This is a genomic window from Ideonella sp. (genome assembly GCF_041914305.1).
Classification (GTDB): Bacteria; Pseudomonadota; Gammaproteobacteria; order Burkholderiales; family Burkholderiaceae_C; genus Ideonella.
On record NZ_JAYSDQ010000002.1, the window covers coordinates 234,343 to 247,973 of the forward strand.

At 69.9% G+C, this 13,631-nt stretch carries 13 protein-coding genes; 11 read left to right on the plus strand and 2 right to left on the minus strand.

From position 1 onward, the window contains the following. Nucleotides 1-164 precede the first annotated feature (164 nt). On the plus strand, nucleotides 165-1,424 hold the full coding sequence (locus ACE3SG_RS03805; RefSeq protein WP_374562660.1) for a glycoside hydrolase family 5 protein: 1,260 nt from the start codon (nucleotides 165-167) through the stop codon (nucleotides 1,422-1,424). Between the two features lie 51 nt (nucleotides 1,425-1,475). Here the strand turns inward: ACE3SG_RS03805 and ACE3SG_RS03810 are convergent, their stop codons facing one another. After that, on the minus strand, nucleotides 1,476-2,477 hold the full coding sequence (locus tag ACE3SG_RS03810; protein WP_374562662.1) for an aldo/keto reductase: 1,002 nt from the start codon (nucleotides 2,475-2,477) through the stop codon (nucleotides 1,476-1,478). 154 nt (nucleotides 2,478-2,631) lie between these two features. Here ACE3SG_RS03810 and ACE3SG_RS03815 point away from each other — a divergent pair, with 154 nt between their 5' ends. Together ACE3SG_RS03815 and ACE3SG_RS03820 are read left to right on the plus strand one after the other, a co-directional pair. Further along, the gene (locus ACE3SG_RS03815) at nucleotides 2,632-3,609 is read left to right on the plus strand and encodes an AraC family transcriptional regulator N-terminal domain-containing protein (protein WP_374562663.1); all 978 of its coding nucleotides are present in this window, start codon (nucleotides 2,632-2,634) and stop codon (nucleotides 3,607-3,609) included. Then, entirely contained in the window at nucleotides 3,609-4,244 is a 636-nt protein-coding gene (locus tag ACE3SG_RS03820; protein ID WP_374562664.1) for a VOC family protein, read from the plus strand. Before ACE3SG_RS03815 ends, ACE3SG_RS03820 begins: the two co-directional genes overlap by 1 nt. Before the next feature lie 5 nt (nucleotides 4,245-4,249). On the opposite strand, the gene ACE3SG_RS03825 is transcribed toward ACE3SG_RS03820, so the two are convergent. Then, nucleotides 4,250-4,864, minus strand: a complete 615-nt coding sequence (locus ACE3SG_RS03825) for a DUF2239 family protein (protein WP_374562665.1) — start codon at nucleotides 4,862-4,864, stop codon at nucleotides 4,250-4,252. 220 nt (nucleotides 4,865-5,084) lie between these two features. Here ACE3SG_RS03825 and ACE3SG_RS03830 point away from each other — a divergent pair, with 220 nt between their 5' ends. From ACE3SG_RS03830 to ACE3SG_RS03865, 8 genes are read left to right on the plus strand one after another with little or no spacing between them, the layout of a single operon-like run. After that, nucleotides 5,085-6,650, plus strand: coding sequence for a PilN domain-containing protein (locus tag ACE3SG_RS03830; protein ID WP_374562666.1), 1,566 nt, complete (start codon nucleotides 5,085-5,087; stop codon nucleotides 6,648-6,650). Next, entirely contained in the window at nucleotides 6,650-7,468 is an 819-nt protein-coding gene (locus ACE3SG_RS03835; protein ID WP_374562667.1) for a hypothetical protein, read from the plus strand. The genes ACE3SG_RS03830 and ACE3SG_RS03835 overlap by 1 nt, the downstream gene beginning before the upstream one ends. Nucleotides 7,469-7,470: 2 nt before the next feature. Continuing rightward, nucleotides 7,471-8,028 (plus strand): hypothetical protein, encoded by a 558-nt coding sequence (locus ACE3SG_RS03840; RefSeq protein WP_374562668.1) that lies wholly within the window; start codon nucleotides 7,471-7,473, stop codon nucleotides 8,026-8,028. Continuing rightward, a complete protein-coding gene (mshL, locus tag ACE3SG_RS03845; protein ID WP_374562669.1) occupies nucleotides 8,025-9,686 on the plus strand; it encodes a pilus (MSHA type) biogenesis protein MshL in 1,662 nt (553 codons plus the stop codon). Before ACE3SG_RS03840 ends, mshL begins: the two co-directional genes overlap by 4 nt. 21 nt (nucleotides 9,687-9,707) lie before the next feature. Next, nucleotides 9,708-11,417, plus strand: coding sequence for a GspE/PulE family protein (locus ACE3SG_RS03850; RefSeq protein WP_374562670.1), 1,710 nt, complete (start codon nucleotides 9,708-9,710; stop codon nucleotides 11,415-11,417). A gap of 6 nt (nucleotides 11,418-11,423) precedes the next feature. Beyond that, nucleotides 11,424-12,674: a type II secretion system F family protein gene (locus ACE3SG_RS03855; protein WP_374562672.1), complete on the plus strand. Its 1,251-nt coding sequence runs from the start codon at nucleotides 11,424-11,426 to the stop codon at nucleotides 12,672-12,674. A 48-nt stretch (nucleotides 12,675-12,722) separates the two neighbouring features. Continuing rightward, nucleotides 12,723-13,199 (plus strand): hypothetical protein, encoded by a 477-nt coding sequence (locus ACE3SG_RS03860; RefSeq protein ID WP_374562674.1) that lies wholly within the window; start codon nucleotides 12,723-12,725, stop codon nucleotides 13,197-13,199. Between the two features lie 51 nt (nucleotides 13,200-13,250). Beyond that, nucleotides 13,251-13,622 (plus strand): prepilin-type N-terminal cleavage/methylation domain-containing protein, encoded by a 372-nt coding sequence (locus ACE3SG_RS03865; protein WP_374562675.1) that lies wholly within the window; start codon nucleotides 13,251-13,253, stop codon nucleotides 13,620-13,622. Nucleotides 13,623-13,631: the final 9 nt, after the last annotated feature.

A 13,631-nucleotide genomic window follows, 5' to 3' on the forward strand; every position in this document is an offset into this window, starting at 1 on the left:
AGCCTGGCGCCGGCCTCGCCCCATGCGTGGCAGGCGATCGCAACGCCCGTTGCAGCTGTTACCTCGCTGCGCGGGCGCACCGCAGTTTTTTTCTAGCCATGCCGCCTGCGGCCCACCTACATTGGCCCGCAACAGAGGAGGAGCCCACGGCCATGGTGAACGCAATGTCTGGAATCCGCCGCCTCGTCGGCATCGGCCGATCGCTGTGGTTGCTGGCGGCCTTGTGCAGCGGCACGGCCAGCATGGCGCAGCCGCCCGAATCGTGGCAGGGCCTGCGTGTCAGCGGGCAGAAGATCGTCGACGCGACCGGCAAGAACTTCGTGATGAAGGGCTTCGGGGCCGGCGAGTGGACCAATGTCGAGGCCTACATGATCGAGTGGCCCGATGGCGACGGCAAGTACCTCTGGTACTACGGCCACACTCGCATCCACGAGACCTTGGCCGGCATGATGAGCCCGTCTGCCTACGACAAGTACTGGCAGGACTGGAACCACAACATCATGACGGAAGACGACTTCGCGCGCATGCAGCGCTGGGGCGTCAACACCTTGCGCGTGTCGATCAACCACCACTGGTTGTCGCCGTCCGATGGGGTCTACCTGCAAAGCGGCTGGGACTGGCTGGACCAGATGGTCGCGTGGGGCAAGGCGCACCACATCGCGATCGTGCTGTGCCTGCATGCGGCGCCGGGTGGGCAGAGCAACGAGCTGATGTCCGACACCGTCGACGGGGTGCCGCACCTGTGGACCGAGCCCGATGTCTACCAGCCGTGGACGATTCGCCTCTGGCAGGCGATTGCTGCCCGCTACGCCAACGAAACTGCGGTCGCCGGCTACGAGCTGCTCGACGAGCCGATCATCAACAAGGCCAAGCCACGCAGCGGCGGCGACAAGCTGCGCGCGTTCTACGTGAAGCTGAGCGACGCGATCCGCGAGGTCGACCCCAACCACATCATCTTTGCCTGCGGCACCGAATGGTGCGGCTCACCTGCGGCGATGCGCACGATCCTGCCGCCGTGGGACGACAACATGGCGCTGGTCTTCCACAAGTACTGGGACAAGAACAACCAGGACTCGATCCAGGGTTATCTCGACATCCGCAGCAAGCACAACGTGCCGCTGTTCAACGCCGAGACCGGCGAGAACAGCAACGCGTGGGCGCAAGGCATGGTCGACCTGCTCGACAAGAACAACATCGGCTGGGCGTGGTGGACCTACAAGAAGGTCAACAACGACACCCAGCCCTGCAACGTGCGCGAGCCGGCCAACTACAACAAGGTGCTGGCCTATGTCGAAGGCAAGGGCCCGAAGCCCTCGCAAGCGGCCGCCGACCGCATCATGCTGGAGTTGGGCGCCAACACCGCGACCTCGAAGTGCGTGTGGAACGACGGACTGTTGCAGGCGCTGTTCAACACCAACCATTGACGGGTCGGCAAGGCACCGCGAAGGCGCCCCGCCCTTCTCGCCGAGGCCCGATCAGCCGTTGACGCTCGCCATGCCCGCCGCCGGGTAACGCTCGCCCGCCACCGGGTGCTCGGCCAGCACCTGATCCAGCTTGGCCAGCAACGGTGCGTCGATGGACAGCACGGCCGCCGCCGCGTTCTCCGTCAGCCGCGTGATCTGCCGTGTGCCCGGGATCGGCACGATGTCCGGCCCGCGGCCCAGCAGCCAGGCCAGGGCCAGTTGCGCCGGCGTCAGGCCGTGCTCGGTGGCCAGTGCGTTCACCGCGTCGGCCAAGGCCAGGTTGCGCGCCATGTTGTCGCCCTGGAAGCGCGGGTTCTGGCGCCGCCAGTCGTTGGCGTCCAACGCATCGGCGCTGCGGATCGCACCGGTCAGGAAGCCGCGGCCCAGCGGCGAGTACGGCACCAGCCCGATGCCCAGCTCGCGGCAGGTCGGCAGGATCTCGGCCTCGACGTCGCGCGTCCACAGCGAATACTCGGTCTGCAGCGCGGCGATCGGGTGCACCGCGGCGGCGCGGCGGATGGTGGCCGCCGAGGCCTCGGACAAGCCCAGGTGCCGCACCTTGCCGGCCTTGACCAGCTCGGCCATCGCGCCCACCGTCTCTTCGATCGGCACGGTGCGGTCGACGCGGTGCTGGTAGTACAGGTCGATGTGGTCCACGCCCAGCCGCTGCAGGCTCGCGTCGCAGGCGCTGCGCACGTACTCGGGCCGGCCGTCGACGCGAATGAAGGTGCCGTCTTCGGCCCGCACGTTGCCGAACTTGGTGGCGATCACCACCTCGTCGCGGCGCGCCTTCAGCACCGGCGCCAGCAGGCGCTCGTTGCTGCCCACGCCGTACATGTCGGCGGTGTCGAAGAAGTTGATGCCGATGTCCAGCGCCTGGTTCAGCACCGCGAGCGAGCGCTCGTCTTCGGCCGCGCCGTAGAAATCGGACATGCCCATGCAGCCCAGGCCGATCGCCGAAACGGTGAGATCGCCTCGGCCCAGGTGGCGTCGGGGGTAGGTGGTGGCGGTCATGCTGCGTTCTCCTTGCAGGTCGTTGTCGATGGTCGTCAGCGTAGGCGCCTGCCACCGCGCAGCGATAGTCGATTGCTCGGCCATGCTTGCCTGATCCTCCAGGACCATGCCCCCACGGGTCGCCGCGTCGCACACGCCGCCCCACAATCAGCGCATGGTCGATACCGCCTGGCTCACCCCACCCGAGGCCGTTGCCCACACCCCCGCCTCGGCCCTGCCCCCGCCCGACGAACGGCAGGCCGAGATGGTGGCGATCGCGCGCCAGTTCGCGCTGGCCGAGGGCTCGCACGAAACCACCATCCGCGGCCTGCACCTGATCCGCGCAGACGGCCCGGGGCAGCGCCTGCCCGCTGTCTACGAGCCCGGCGTGGTCGTCGTGCTGCAAGGGCGCAAGCAGGCGCGGCTGGGCAACGAGGTGCTGGGCTACGACCCGCTGCACCACCTGGTCGTGTCGGTGACGATGTTGCCGACCAGCCAGATCCTCGAAGCCTCGCCCGACGCGCCGTACCTGTGCCTGCGCCTGAACGCCGACACCAGCGAACTCGCGTCGCTGCTGCTCGACGCCGGGCCCGCGGGCGCCGCACCCGGCGGCGCGCCGGCGCTCGACCGCGGCCTGCACGTGGCGCGCAGCTCGCCGGCGATGCTGGACGCCGTGCTGCGGCTGCTGCGCCTGCTGCGCACGCCGGCCGATGTGCCGGTGCTGGCGCCGCTGGCGATGCGCGAGATCTTCTACCGCGTGCTGACCGGCGAGCTCGGCCACCGCCTGCGCGCGCTGGCCGTGGCCGAGAGCCAGGCGCAGCGCATTGCCCGCGCGATCGAGCTGCTCAAGCGCCGCTATGCCGAGCCGCTGCGCATCGACGACGTGGCCGAAGCCGCGCACATGAGCGCGTCGAGCCTGCACCAGCATTTCAAGCAGGTCACCTCGATGTCGCCGCTGCAATACCAGAAGAAACTGCGCCTGCACCGCGCCCGCCAGCTGATGATGGCCGAGGGGCTGGACGCGGCCGTCGCCGCGCACCGGGTGGGCTACGAGAGCCCGTCGCAGTTCAGCCGCGAGTACCGCCGCATGTTCGGCGCACCGCCCCGCACCGAGATCCAGCAGGCCCGTGGTGCCGTGGTGACAGCGCGTTGATGCTGCAGCTCGACCACATCACCATCGCCGCCCTCGACTTGGCCAGCGGCGTGGCCTGGGCGCGCGACAAGCTCGGCATCGACATCCCGCCCGGCGGCCAGCACCCGCTGATGGGCACGCACAACCACCTGCTGCGCCTGGCCGACGACCTGTTCCTCGAGGTGATCGCGCCGGACCCGGCCGCCGCGGCGCCAACGCGCGCCCGGTGGTTCGGGCTGGACAGCCCGGCCGCCCGCCAAGCCTTGGCGCGGTCGCCCCGGCTGTGGACCTGGGTCGCGCATTGCAACGATCTCGACCACGCCCTGCGCCACATCGAGGGCAGCGCCGGCCCGGCCGTGCGCGTCACCCGTGGCGCGCTGGCCTGGCGGATCGGCGTGCCGGACGACGGCCACATGCCTTTCGACGGCGCCTTCCCGACCCTGATCGAGTGGCCGCCCGGCCCTCACCCGGCCAGCCGCATGGTCGACCTGGGCTGCAGCCTGCTGACCTTCACCGTGCAGCACCCACACGCCCGGCAGATCGCCGCGCAACTCGAACCCCACTGGCACGACGCCCGGGTGGTGTTCGAGCCCGGCCCGGCTTGCCGCTTGGTCGCCCAGATCCACACGCCGGGCGGCGTGCGGGTGCTGGGCTGAGCAGGTCACAGCTCGTCGCTGAACGCCAGCATCGTCGCGTGGTCCGCCACGTCGGCGGGCCAGGTGGCCACCAGTTCGACAAAACGCTTGCGGTCATGGGCCAGCAAGGCCTGTGTCGCGTCGTCATAACCCGGCAGGTTCGCGGCGATGGTCGCCATGAACTGTTGCGCCCGCTCCTGTGCCTGGCGCCTGTGACCCGTGTCGCCATGGGCTTGCCGCGCCTGGTCGACCAGCTTGCGCAGCGCCACCGAGGCGCCGCCGGGTTGGGCCGAGAGCCACGCCCAGTGCCGCGGCAGCAGCGTCACCTCGCGGGCCACCACGCCCAGCTTCGGCCGGCCGCGCCCACGCGGCTCGCCGGCAGGCTCTTGCGCCTCGTCGAAGGCCGCCTGTGCGGCCGTCAGCCCCAGCAAGGCCGCCAGGCGGGCGACCACTTCGTCGTCGGTACCACGGGTGTCGATGTCGACGCAGCGGCCGGTCTGGTCGTCGAACACCAGCACCGGGCCGGTGGCCCCGCCGTCTCGTGCCCGCTTGGCCCGCAGCGCCACAACCTGCAGCGGCCCCTGGGCGATGCGGCGAACGCCGTCGAAGCCGGTGTACGAGGTGAAGGTGTCGGCGCCCATCGCTGGCCTTTGCAGAGATCGGTTTCTATCCGGGGCAAATGACGGCGTCAACAGGGCCCGGGTGCCCTCGCCCAGCCAGCCCAGCAGGTCACAGGGCAATCGGCATTCCTGCAAGAACGGGCCGCCCCAGCAGGCTTAAGGCTGCATTTCTGGCGCTTTTCGATCGACTGCCCGCGGGCCTGAACACCCACCATTGGCGGCGAACGATCACCACCACCCCGTGCCCACCATTTCAATGCGTCGTCCTGTTGCCACCGGTTGGATCGCCTGCGTACCGCAGGCGGCCGGCCTGCGCCTGGCGCTGGTCGAAACCGGCGAGCGCCCTGTCGTGCGCTGGCTGCACAGCGAGGCGGCCCGGGCATCGGGCGCCGTGCTGCGCCGCGCCCGCCGCGCCGCGCCGCGTGGCCGCTGGGCCAGCGTGGCCCTGCTCGACCGCGGCCAGTACCAGCTGCTGCAGACCGAAGCCCCCGAGATGCCGCCCGAAGAGTGGCGCGACGCGCTGCGCTGGCGCCTGAAGGACCAGGTCGAATTCCCGGTCGATGGCGCCGCCATCGACCTGCTGCCCATGCCGCCGCAGGCCGGGCCGCGCAACCAGCGCACCTTGCTCGCCGTGGCCGCGCCGGCCACCGCCCGCCTGGCCCTGCGCCGCGACGGCGAAGACGCCGGCTGGCAATGGCAGGCCATGGACGTGGCCGAGACCGCCCTGCGCAACCTCAGCGCGCTGCTGGCCAGCCCCAACCGCGGCCACGCGCTGCTGCACCTGGGCGAGACCCATGCGACGCTGGTCATCACCGTGGCCGGCGCGTTGCTGCTGTCGCGCCAGATCGAGGTGCCGCGCGCGCAACTGGCCGATGCCGACGAATTCAACCGCCAGCAAGCGATGGAGCGCGCCGGCCTGGAGTTGCAGCGCACGCTCGACGGCTTCGATCGCGTCTTCAGCCAGGTGGCTGTCGAGCGGCTCGATGTGCTGCCCGGCCCCGGCGCCGAAGGCCTGGCCGATTTCGCCCGCGAACTGCTGTATGTGCCGGTGCTGGTGGCCAAGATCGCCGACAAGCTCGACACCTCGCCGCTGCCGGCCGACACCGACCTGAGCGACCACTGGCTGGCCATCGGTGCCGCCCTGCGCCGCCCCGCCGTGGACGACGCCGCGCCGGTCGCCGCATCCGACACACCGGCCGAGCCCCGCCAGGCCGACCTGAACCTCGACCCGCCGAGCCAACGCCCGCGCCCGCAACCCTGGCGTGCCAGCCAGGGCCTGCTGGCCGTGGCCGGTGGCCTGCTGGGCGCCTGGGCCCTGGCCCACGGCATGGACACCTGGGCCACCTACCGCCAGCAACAGGCCGACGCGCTGGCACAGGCCCTGCCGCAGCAGCGGGCCCAGCTCGAAGCGCGCGACCCCAGCGGTGCCGACGCGATCCAGCGCCTGGCCGCCGAGCGCGACCGCCTGCAGAACCTCGAAGCCGACCAGCGCCGCCTGCGCGCGCAGATCGACGAACACATGAAGCGTGGCGCCAGCGGCTACACGCCCTACTTCATGGCGCTGTCGCGCCAAAGCCAGCCCTCGGTCTGGATCACCGGCTTCAGCGTTGCGCCGAACAACGGCGCGATCGAGCTGCAGGGCCGCATGACCGACGCCGCCGCGCTGCCCGGCTACCTGCAACGCCTGAACCAGGAAGGCAGCTTCAAGGGCCGCCAGTTCGCCCGGCTGCAACTGGCGCAGGGCGAAGGCCTGACCGAATTCACGCTCGCCGGTGTCGGCGCCGATGCACCGGCGGGAGCCAGATGATGGATTGGCAAGACCGCCTGTTCGACCTGCGCCAGCGTGTGCTCGCGCAGGCGCGCCGCTTCGACGCCCGCCCCAAGCGCGAACGCGTGATGATGCTGATGGCCGTGGCCGCGGTGCTGCTGCTGGCGGGCGACCGCTTCTGGCTGACGCCCGCGTTCCGCCACTTCCATGCCGCGTCGTCGGCGCTGACCACCGCCCGTGTCGACCAGCAACTGCTGGCCGACGAATCCGACCGCCGCCGCGTGCAGGGTGATGCCCAGCGCCGCGCGCTCGATGCCGACATCGCCCAATGGCGCCAGCGCACCACCCAAGGTGCGCAAGCCCTGGCCGATACCCAGGCCGGGTTGATCGGGCCCGACCGCATGGTCGCGCTGCTCGAACAGATGCTGCCCAAGCAGGGCGGCGTCAAGATCGTCGGGCTGAAGACACTGGCCCCGCAGGACGCGCGCCTGCCGCTGCCGGCCCAAGCCGCCACACCCGCCCCGGCCACCGCCGGCCTGGCCCTGCCGGCCCTCGCCGCCTCGGCCGTGCCGGCCCTGGCCAGCGCGCTGGCCGCGCCGAACGGCAGCGCCACCCCCAACCCCACCCCGGCCGTGCTGCCGCCCAGCGACGGCGCCCCGCTGTACCGCCACGGCGTCGAGATCACGGTCGAGGGCGCCTATGGCGACCTGATGGGCTACCTCGCCTCGCTCGAGGCCCTGCCCGGCCCGCGCCTGCTGTGGGGCGGCGTCAAGCTGAAGGTCGAAAAGCACCCCACCGTGCAGCTGAGCCTGACGGTCTACACGCTGAGCCTGGACCGGGCCTGGCTGGAGCTGTGACGATGAGCCCATTCACCGCCCTGCGCTGCTTCGTGGTCGGCCTGTTGCTCGGTGTGGTTGCCGTGGCGACCAACACCGCCCACGCCCAGCCCGCCGCCACCGCCTGGGCCGACCCCACCCGCCCGGCCGGCGCCCTGGCGGCCGAGGCCAGCGCCTCGGCGCCGCGCGCGGCCCGTGCCGCCAGTGCCGCATCGGCAGCCGCCGCCGCCCCGCAACTGCAATCGTTGCAGGTCAACGCCAATGGCCAGTCGACCGCGCTGGTCGATGGCCGCGTGGTCCAGGCCGGCGACACGCTCGGCGGCGCCCGCATCGTCGCAATCGATGCCGACGGCCTGACGCTGCGCGACGCCAAGGGCCGCACCGAACGGATGCTTCTGATCTCTGCGTCGATCGCCAAGCGCGACAGCAGCACGCCGGCGCCGATGGCGACGGCCCCCCACGATGCGCGGCCGGCCACGGCCCCCAGCAACGGATCGCGGCCCGTGGCCGCTCTTGCGACCGGTGCAGCAGTCACTGCCGGCCCCATTGGTCGCGGCGGACGCGAAGGACAACGCCCATGAACTTCACCCTTGCCCCTGTTCGCCGACACCTCACGGCCCTGGCTGCCGGCCTGGCCCTGGCCACCGGCGCCCACGCCGCCGACCCCGGACGCTTCGACCTGTCGGTCAACAACGCGCCGGCCGCGCAGGTCTTCATGCAGATCGGCACCGGCACGCCCTACAGCATGCTGGTCACGCCCGAGGTCTCGGGCAACGTCTCGGTCACGCTGAAGAACGTGACCGTGATCGAAGCGCTCGAATCGCTGCGCGACCTCTACGGCTACGACTTCAAGGTCACCGGCACCCGCGTGCTGGTGCTGCCGAACACGGTGCAGTCGCGCCTGTTCAAGGTCAACTACCTGCCGGGCCGCCGCCAGGGCGGCTCTGACCTGCGCGTGAGCACCGGCTCGGCCGCGATGTCCGGCGCCGGCAGCCCCACGCCGAACGGCAGCAACAACAACGGCAGCAGCAACGGCAACAACACCAGCAACCCGTCGACGCCGGGCCAGAGCAGCCGCCCCATCTCTGACAGCGCGCAGGTCCGCACGACCAGCGACGCCGACTTCTGGACCGAAGTGCAGGCCTCGCTGAACGCGCTGGTCGGCAACACCAACGGCCGCGGCGTCGTGCTGAACCCCGCCGCCGGCGTGATCGTCGTCAAGGCGACGCCGGCCGAGCTGCAGCAGGTCGAAAAGTACCTCGGCGCGATCCAGCTGTCGATCGAGCGCCAGGTGATGCTCGAAGCCAAGATCATCGAAGTGCAGCTGTCCAAGGACGCGCAGGCCGGCATCAACTGGGCCGGCTTCGGCCGCGTGCTGGGCGACAAGCTCGCCGGCTCGTTCGGCGTGGTCGGTGCCGGCACGGTGCTCGGCACGACCGGCGCGATCGGCAACAACGACGTGGCCGCCACGCCGGCCAGCAACCTGACCACCAACGCCACCGGCCGCGGCTTCTACGGCCTGGCCCTGCAGTCGCCCAACTTCGCCGCGCTGATCAACTTCTTGCAGACGCAGGGCGACGTGTCGGTGCTGTCGAGCCCGCGCATCGCCACGCTGAACAACCAGAAGGCGGTGCTCAAGGTCGGCAGCGACGAGATGTTCGTCACCGGCATCACGACCAACACCACCTCCTCCGGCAACAACACGGTCTCGTCGCCGACCCTGACGCTGACGCCCTTCTTCTCGGGCATCGTGCTCGACGTGACGCCGCAGATCGATGCCGAGGGCGTCGTGATGCTGCACGTGCATCCGGCCATCAGCAACGTGGCCGAGAAGACCAAGGCGATCGACCTCGGCTCACTGGGCAACTACCGCCTGCCGCTGGCCGCCAGCACCGTCAACGAAAGCGACAGCATCGTGCGCATCGGCGATGGCCAGATCGTCGCGATCGGCGGCCTGATGGTGCAGACGAACTCCAACAACAAGAGCGGCGTGCCCGGCCTGCAAGACGCGCCGCTGGTCGGCGGCCTGTTCCGCCAAACCAGTGACCTCAGCTCCAAGCGCGAGCTGGTGATCCTGATCAAGCCGACGGTGATCCAGGGCGACGGCACCAACTGGCCCGACGCGCCGACCGCGCAGATGGGCGCCGGCACGCCCACCGCCCGCATCGACGACGCCGCCACCAGCCGCGTGTCGGTCCCCGGCTCGGGCCTGAAGCTCGACAACACGCTGACCCGCTGACGTTTTCGAAAAGCGACACCGATGGCCCGCCCCGAACGCATCCGACTCGGCGACCTGCTGATCCAGGAACAGCTGATCTCGCAAGAGCAGCTGGAAAAAGCCCTGGCCGAACAGAAGCAGTCCGGCCGCAAGCTGGGCCGCATCTTCATCGACTCGGGCTTCGTCACCGAAGTCCAGATCGCCAAGGCCGTGGCGCGCCAGCTGCGTGCGCCCTTCGTCGAGCTGACCGGCCGCATCATCCGGCCCGAGATCGCCCGCCTGCTGCCTGAGGGCCAGGCCCGGCGCATGCGCGCCCTGCCGCTCGAAGAGACCCCCGCCGGCCTGCGCGTGGCGATGGCCGACCCGACCGACATGGCGGCCTGGGACGAACTGAACCGCCTGCTCAAGCGCGAGATCGACCTCGCCGTGGCCGCCGAGAGCCAGCTGCTGGCCGCGCTCGACCGCAGCTACCACAGCACCGAAGAGATCGCCGGCCACGCCCAGGCCCTGCAGGCCGACCTGGCCAACGTGACGCAAGAGTTCGGCGACCTGCTGGGCCTGTCGACCGCCACCACCGAAGACGCCCCCGTTGTTCGCCTGCTGCACTCGGTGTTCGAAGAAGCGCTGCGCGTGCGCGCGTCGGACATCCACATCGAGCCGCAAGAGCGCACGCTGCGCATCCGCTTTCGCATCGACGGCGTGCTGCATGTGCAGACCGAAGCCGACCCGAAGATCGCCACTGCGGTGGCGCTGCGCCTGAAGCTGATGTCGGGCCTGGACATTTCCGAGAAGCGACTGCCGCAAGACGGCCGCTTCCACGTCAAGCTGCGCAACGGCACGGTCGACGTGCGGATCTCGACCATGCCGACGCAGTACGGCGAATCGGTGGTGATGCGTCTGCTCAGCCAGAGCGGCGGCCTGCTGTCGCTGGACAAGGTCAACCTGCCGCCGGCCGTCGACCACGCGCTGCGCCGCGCCATCGCCCGCCCCAGCGGCATGGTGCTAGTCACCGGCCCCACCGGCTCGGGCAAGACGACCACGCTGTACGCCGCGCTGAACGAGCTGAACGACAACGAACGCAAGATCATCACCGTCGAAGACCCGGTCGAATACCGCCTGGCGGGCATCAACCAGGTGCAGGTGATGGACAAGATCGACCTGAGCTTCGGCCGCGTGCTGCGCGCCGCGCTGCGCCAAGACCCGGACGTGATCCTGGTCGGCGAAATGCGCGACCAGACCACCGCCGAAATCGGCCTGCGCGCCGCGCTGACCGGCCACCTGGTGCTGTCGACGCTGCACACCAACGACGCACCGTCCACCCCGATGCGGCTGATCGACATGGGCGTGCCGCGCTACATGGTCGCGATGTCGCTGGCGATGGTGTTGGCGCAACGGCTGGTGCGCGTGATCTGCAGCCAGTGCTCTGAAGACTACACCCCCGACCCGCACCAGCACGAATGGCTGCGGCTGGAGCTGGGCGACAAGGTCGACCACCACCGCTTCCGCCATGGCCGCGGCTGCCCGGTCTGCAACGACACCGGCTACTCGGGCCGCACGGGCGTCTACGAGTTCATCGAGATGACGCAGGAGCTGGTCGAGACGATGAACCACGGCCACGCCGCCGACTTTGCCCGCGCCGCCAAGAAGCAGATGGGCAAGCTGACGCTGCGCGGCGACGCGGTGCGCCTGGCGACCGAAGGCCGCACGACGATCGAAGAAGCGATGCGTGTGGCGACGCAGCTGGACGGGTAACGCGGAATGATGCGTTTCGCGTACACCGGCCGCAGCGCGGCGGGGCCCGTCAATGGCACCCTTGAAGGGGCCGATGCCAATGCCGTGGCCGACCTGCTGCTGGCGCGCGGCGTCACGCCGCTGCGCATTGAGGCCGAAGCGGGCGCGGTCGAGGTCGTCGAAGGCGCCCCGACCCCGGTACTGGAACGGCTGAAGGCGATGCTGCAGCCGCCCGTGCACACGGTCGACCTGATGCTGTTCTGCCGCCAGCTGCACACGCTGATGCGCGCCGGCGTGCCGATCCTGCGCGCCCTGCTCGGTCTGCAGGAATCAGCCACCCACCCCGGCATGAAGGCCTGCCTGGCCGAGGTGCGGCGCAGCCTTGAATCGGGCATCGAGCTGTCGATGTCGTTCGCCCAGCAGTCGCAGTTGTTCAACGGCTTCTTCGTCGCGATGGTGCGCGTCGGTGAAATGACCGGCCGGCTCGACGAGGTGTTCGACCGCCTGTTCCAGCACCTCGAGTTCGAGATGTTCATGCACCAGCAGGTGAAGTCGGCGCTGCGCTACCCGAGCTTCGTGATCGCCGCGATGGTGGCGGCCATCGGCGTCATCAACGTGATGGTGATTCCGGCCTTCGCCGGCGTGTTCGCGACCTTCAATGCCGAGCTGCCGCTGCCGACCAAGATCCTGCTGGCCACATCCAAGTTCACGGTCGATTTCGGCTGGCTGATCGCCCTGGCCGGCATCGGCGCCTTCTTCGGCTGGAACACCTGGCGCCGTACGCCCGCCGGCAAGCTGAAGTGGGACGAGTTCGTGCTGAAGATGCCGGTGGCCGGCAAGATCGTCCGCAAGGCGATGCTGGCCCGCTTTGCGCGCGGCTTCTCGATGGCGCTCAAGAGCGGCGTGCCGATCGAGCGCGCGCTCGCCGCCGTGTCGCAGACAGTCGAGAACGCCTTCATCGCCAAGCGGGTGGACGGCATGCGCGAAAGCGTCGAGCGTGGCGAATCGATCACCCGCTCGGCCGCGGCCACGGGTGTGTTCACACCGGTGGTGCTGCAGATGATCGGTGTCGGCGAAGAGACCGGCGCGATCGATGAGCTGATGGAAGAGGTGGCCGACCTGTACAGCAACGAGGTCCAGTACGAGCTGAAGACCTTGAGCCAGCAGGTCGAGCCGATCCTGATCGTCTTCCTCGGCGCCCTGGTGCTGGTGCTGGCGCTCGGGGTGTTCCTGCCGATGTGGGACCTGGGGCGTGCCGCCTCGGGCAACCATTCCTGACGACGGCGATGAATGCGCATGTGGTCCGCCCGCCTTCGTTCACCCCGCATGCGGGGCCTGTCGCGGCTCGAATTCGCGGTGGCCGTGGTGCTGGTCGGCGTGCTGATCGCAGTGGCGCTGCCGCGGCTGGCCTCGTCGCGCGTCGCGGCGCGCCAGGTGCGGCTGAAGATGCTGATGGCCACCACCCAGGCCACCGCCAACCTGTTTCACCTGCGCTGCGAATCGCAGCCGCCGGCGCCCGGCGGTCTCGACCCGGCCTGCGGCGAGCTGCCCTTGCAGGGCCAGAAAGTGGTCGGAATCCACGGTTGGCCGGCCGCCAGCGCCGATGGGATAGCGGTAGCCGTCAATTCCTGGGGCGACACGGCCGATATCGACTGGCGACCCGACCGGATCGACGGCGTTCCCGCCCTGCGGGCACGCTTGAAGCCCACGGCAGTTGCCGGCGAATGCGAGTTCATCTACGCCCAGGCGGCATCGCCGGGTGCGGCCCCCCGCATCGAGCTGATAGATGCCACCTGTCCCTGAAGTAACTCTCGAAACCTGTTCTCCCGCCCTTTTTCTCATAGGAGTTTTGACATGAAACGTATGCAAGCCGGCTTCACGATGATTGAACTGATCGTCGTCATCGTCATCCTCGGTGTCCTGGCCGCCGTGGCCATGCCCAAGTTCGTCGACGTGTCGGGCGACGCCAAGGCCGCCGCCCTGCAAGGCGTGGCCGGTGCCGCCACCTCGGCCATGAACGTCAACTACGGCGCCCGCAAGGTCAACACGGGCAAGGGCTCGGCCGTCACCAACTGCACCGACGCCGCCACGCTGATGCAAGGTGGCCTGCCCACCGGCTACACGATCACCGCCGCGGCGATCGCCCCGGACGCGACCGTCAGCTGCACGATCACCCAGACCTCGGGCGGCGCCACCGCGACCTTCACCGGCCTGGGCATCCTCTGACGCCACGAT